5 protein-coding genes and 1 pseudogene are annotated in these 4,522 nt (G+C 63.0%); 2 read left to right on the top strand and 4 right to left on the bottom strand.

Translation table 11 applies throughout. The annotated features are described in order from the left end of the window. Positions 1-32 precede the first annotated feature (32 nt). Entirely contained in the window at positions 33-1,382 is a 1,350-nt protein-coding gene (locus AC1DNF_RS35360; RefSeq protein WP_478153561.1) for an IS110 family RNA-guided transposase, read from the bottom strand. A gap of 342 nt (positions 1,383-1,724) precedes the next feature. On the opposite strand from AC1DNF_RS35360, the gene AC1DNF_RS35355 reads away from it, so the two are divergent. After that, positions 1,725-1,955, top strand: a complete 231-nt coding sequence (locus AC1DNF_RS35355; protein WP_478153559.1) for a hypothetical protein — start codon at positions 1,725-1,727, stop codon at positions 1,953-1,955. 2 nt (positions 1,956-1,957) lie between these two features. Here AC1DNF_RS35355 and AC1DNF_RS35350 read toward each other — a convergent pair whose 3' ends face one another. Next, positions 1,958-2,242, bottom strand: coding sequence for a hypothetical protein (locus AC1DNF_RS35350; protein WP_478153557.1), 285 nt, complete (start codon positions 2,240-2,242; stop codon positions 1,958-1,960). A 1,232-nt stretch (positions 2,243-3,474) separates the two neighbouring features. Between AC1DNF_RS35350 and AC1DNF_RS35345 the strand changes: the two genes are divergently transcribed. Beyond that, the gene (locus tag AC1DNF_RS35345) at positions 3,475-3,675 is read left to right on the top strand and encodes a hypothetical protein (RefSeq protein ID WP_478153556.1); all 201 of its coding nucleotides are present in this window, start codon (positions 3,475-3,477) and stop codon (positions 3,673-3,675) included. A gap of 39 nt (positions 3,676-3,714) precedes the next feature. On the opposite strand, the gene AC1DNF_RS35340 is transcribed toward AC1DNF_RS35345, so the two are convergent. Both AC1DNF_RS35340 and AC1DNF_RS35335 read right to left on the bottom strand, forming a co-directional pair. Then, positions 3,715-3,936, bottom strand: coding sequence for a hypothetical protein (locus AC1DNF_RS35340; RefSeq protein WP_478153555.1), 222 nt, complete (start codon positions 3,934-3,936; stop codon positions 3,715-3,717). Between the two features lie 402 nt (positions 3,937-4,338). Next, a pseudogene (locus AC1DNF_RS35335) lies at positions 4,339-4,522 on the bottom strand (hypothetical protein); the annotation flags it as partial.

The raw sequence follows: 4,522 nt of genomic DNA, 5'->3' as shown, positions 1-4,522 counted from the left end.
CTCTCAAGAAACAAAACTGAAGACGCGGGCATTCATGCGACAACCGGCGTCTGAGTGATCTGGAAGCCAAGCGCGGCGGCGCGGCGCTTGAGTGCGGCGATAGATCGCTCGCGCTGCTGCTCTTCATAGCGTTGCTGGCCTTGATCGACGAAGGCCTCGCCACGGGTGAGCATGAAGTACACCATGCGTGCGAGCTTGTGCGCCGTTGCGGTGTTGGCTCGCGGCTTGTCCATGCGACTGCAAAGCCGCCGGTAGAACGCTCCCAGGGCTGAGGCGCTGTGCGACAAACTCATCGCCGCCATCTTCAGCGCCTGACGCACCCGGTTGGCCGACCGCTTGGTCTTGGCCGACAGTACCTTGCCCCCGCTGATCTTGGTGCCCGGGCACAGACCCAGCCAGGAGCAGAAGTGCTTGACGTTGGCGAAGCGGCTCAGGTCGGGGCCGATCTCCGAGAGGATCTTCATCACCGCAGCCGCGCCCAGCCCGTTGATGCGCGTGAGGTCCACGCCCGCCCAGTTGGCCATGGTCTGGCGGACATCGAATTCCATGCGCAGTTTGCTGCCAGCCCTGGGGGCCTTGCCCAAATGAACCTCGCGCTGACCCAGTTCGCCCAGCAGCGCGTGCAGCTTGGTGTCGCACTCAGCCAGATGGCGCGCGATGTCGTCGTACATCGCCAGCGCCTGGCGCAGCACGAACAGGTGCTCCTCGCGCCAGTTGCCCGTCAGCGCCTTGGTGATTTCCTCGGCACTGGCCTTGACTCGGCTATGACGGTGGCGCGCCAGTACCTTCGCGTCGCGCTCGCCGGCAACGATGGCGCGGATGATGGCTTGGCCGGTGCCGCCCATGACGTCGGTGAGCACCTCGGTGAGTTGGATGTTCATCTGAACCAAGGCCTTCTGCATACGCTGCACCCAACTGGCCTGTTCGACGAGCAGCACCTCGCGCTGGCGCGCCACCGCGCGCACGACGCAGACTTCGCCATCAGGGCGCCACGCGGCGCGCAGGAACCCCAGGCTCATGAGCTTCTGCAGCCACTGGCAGTCCTGCACGTCGCTCTTGCGTCCGGGCACGTACTTCATCTGTCGCGCGTCGACCAGCCAGACCTTCAGACCGCGCTGCTCGAGCACCTCGTACACCGGAATCCAGTACACCCCGGTGGATTCCAGTGCCACCGTATCGACGCCGCACGCGATCAGCCAGTCGGCCATCGCATTCAAATCGTCGGTCATCGCGCCGAACTCGTGCACCGATTCCTCGGCCAAGTGCTGCGGCACCGCCACCCAGTGGCTCGAGGCGCCGACGTCGATCCCGGCCGCATTGGGAAACACCTCAATAGCGGGCTCACCGCACGGCGTCCGATAACGCCGTGAGCTCGCACCAATGACGTGTCGGTCATCTTGGCGCTGCCGTTCACCTTGTAGCGCATAGTCGTTTCTTCGCGAACGCCTGGCCCGGGTACGGGTTTGGGATGCTCAATAGCACTGGAAGAAGAATGACGGCACCGATGCCGAATCGCAGCGCGGTCACATCCCACAGGCGAAGTTCGCGCGTGACGCTGAAGCGCGTAACCACGAACCAGCCTGCAAAGATCGTGACGCTGAGCCCGGCCCAGCAGAATCCGCGCAAGACGTTCCGGGATGATCTCTGAGGCCGCGACGCGGCAGCCGGTCCGACTAGCTCTTCTTGCACCAAGTCGACGGCCTGCGTCACCCAACCGCCTGCTCTTGCAGCGCCGCAAGAAGTCGCTGCGGGGCCAATCGCTGCCGGTAATCGACCTCGATGAAACGGGCGAACTCCTTTCGCAACTCTTGCAGTTGTCGATCAAGAACAATAACGGCCACTTGGATCTCCCTGCGAGCAAGGCAGTCGCGGCGGGGATCGCGGCGGACTCCCGTGATTCTATATCGATTGATAAAAAATGGCTTATCTCAAGCGTATTGCCTGAACGCAGATAGCATTAGAAGCCTATACACGTCGACGGCTTCAGATCGCCGACGCCGCCAGAGGCCCAGGCGAACAGGAGGAGGGCGCGATCGCGCTTGCCCCTCAGCGAGTCGTCGCAGGTCTCCAGCACCGCCTCCAGCGGCTCCTTGGTCAGCGCGCGCTGCTTGTGGGGCAGAGCGCTGCGTTTCGCGTAGGCCTTGCGGGTCTTGCTGAGCAGGGCCTTTACGGCCGGGTCGATGCACGGGTTGAGTTGCGTCGCCAGGTGGTGCGCCATCGACAGGACCGAGATCCGGTGCATGAGCGTGTTCAGGGCCGGCGCGCCGGGCTTTGCTCTCCTTCTTGCGACGGTAAATCTATGACTGAGAAAGCAACCGTCAGAGGCGAACCGCGCCCGTGGGCGGTATCAAATTTACTTTCTTCTGCGGGAGCGCCTTGACAAAGGCGCCAGCCCATTATGGGTAACCTTTGTTCTAGCGTGGCGGAAGTCTCAATGCGTCGTGCGCTGCGCTCGCTGATGCCGGCCTTGGCTGCGGCCAATTCCTGCGACTTGTCCTTGCGATGTTTTATATAGAGGCGTACTTGGTGATCGGTGAGTAAATGTCCTGGCACTGGGCCGACCTCTGCTTGAGACCTGAATCCGCCAGTCTGACCCCACCAACCCGGCGCCGCCGGTGGCTCATCGCTTGCGGCGGCTACGCCGCCTTCAGCTCCTCACCACCGGCCATCCGGTTCGTCATGCATGCCGTCAAGTGCCATGTCCATCTCCTTGGACTTGGGGCAGGAAGCACCCCGTGCCTGATCGCGCCACGGCCGACGCTCTGCTCGAAGCAGCAGCTCTCGTCGAAAACGTCCCGGACTTGCGCGTGTGGCTGCTGTGGGCGTGCGTGCGTGTGGGAGGCGCTTCGCATTGGGAATGAAGACATTGCCTCGCTCGACCAAGGCCCTCGGCTTCGGCCGCGGGCCTTTGTGTCGCGACCATGAAACGGCCGGACATGCCCGAGGTGGTCTTCTTCGGATCGCTCTTCGCGCTAGCCTCGGCGAGCTACCTGCTGGTCGAGAAGCCTGGCCAGAGGTTGCTGCTCAGGAAGTGGCCACGCCGAACTCGAGTGCCAGTTGCTGTTGGTTAGCGGCGCAGCCTTAAGCGGTAGGACCGCCCCACATCTCCCGCGCGACCTCAACGGGATCGCGCGCTCCTTGCTCGGCAAGCAGATCGATCGCCTGGTCCGCGACGCTCTCCTCATCCGCATCGCCACGCGCGAGTCGGAACCACTCCTGGGTGAATTTGCGAAGCCAAGCCTCCTCGCGCGTTAGCGTGTAGCCGGCGATGACGATCGGCCTTTCAGGCGTCCACACAGCGACCTCCGAGTTAAAAAAGGGAGCGCCTTCGCCTCGACGCCGTTCGCGAGCACCTGGCAGCGCGCACCTGTCCCGTTTCGCCTGACATTGTGGTCTTGTCAGATGGGAGACCATGTCTCCACGTCGCTCCTCGATGCCCTGTCGCCAGCTGGGCGACTTCACTAGGGAGTCGCCATGCTACATCGTGAATTCGACTTCAAGGGCCATAAGGTGGTCATCACCCTGGACATCCACGACGTCGACGACCGGTGGCGTTGGGGATATGCGATCGATGACGGCCCACTTGTGACGCCGACCGATCAGAGCTTTGCCACCGGTGATGCCGCTCTCGCAGAGGCAATCCGGCATGCGCGCGAACGGATTGACCAGATGTAGCCGCAAGGCGGTGCTGGCTGAGTGTCATAGGCTGCCGGCTCATTCCAGTAGTTCCGCCCTGATGTGCTCGCGGGCGTTGGCACCGTGCTCCATGGTGTAGCCGTCGCCAATGTCCGCGCACAGCCCGACCACACCGGTGGCGAAGTCGACTAGGTTCTGGTCGAGCGGATCGCCGTCGCGGATCAGACCCACCTGTACGGCCACGGCATAGAAGGCCGCCCGCGGATCGCGCCCAACCGGGGCATCGTTCTCGTCTTCCATGGCGCGATCCTATCCCGGCGCGGTATGGCTCGTCCACAAGGAGCGCGACCCCGCGGAAGCCGCAGAGGGTGGGCTCAGAGAGGCGCTTCAGGCTGAATGATGCTTCCTCGATGGCGCTTGCAAGGGTGGCTGCTGAGGCTCAGCGCTCTGTCACTTGCAACGCAGCCGCGACCTGCATGCTGCGTGACCCTTCGCGGTGATTTCCGACACTTCCGCTTGACCCTCGTACCGCCAACCTGCGCCGTCGTATACCTGCGTTGGCATGCATCCGATAACGAAGTCCATCGACAGTAGGAAGCCAACCTTCGCGATGTCCCGGCAGTCCCAAAACACCGCTGGCAGGGCTCTTTCGGCCAATTGAGCGAGAAGGTCGAGTGGCATTTCCTGTCCCAGCGCAGGTGCTCAGTTGGCCCCGCCGACACCGTCAACTGAGAGTGATGTTTCGCACTGCCGCCGGCAATACGCAAGAAGCGCTTTGATCTCGGTGGACTTGTCAAAGACGACGCTTGCTCCCAGGTCCTGGCACCTATTCGTAATTTCCCTCGTCGCATGGTTGGTGAGCACCACCATTCGCTGGCTCCAACTG

The organism is Variovorax sp. 01T432, from assembly GCF_056398605.1.
This window is presented reverse-complemented; position numbering and strand designations above follow the sequence as displayed.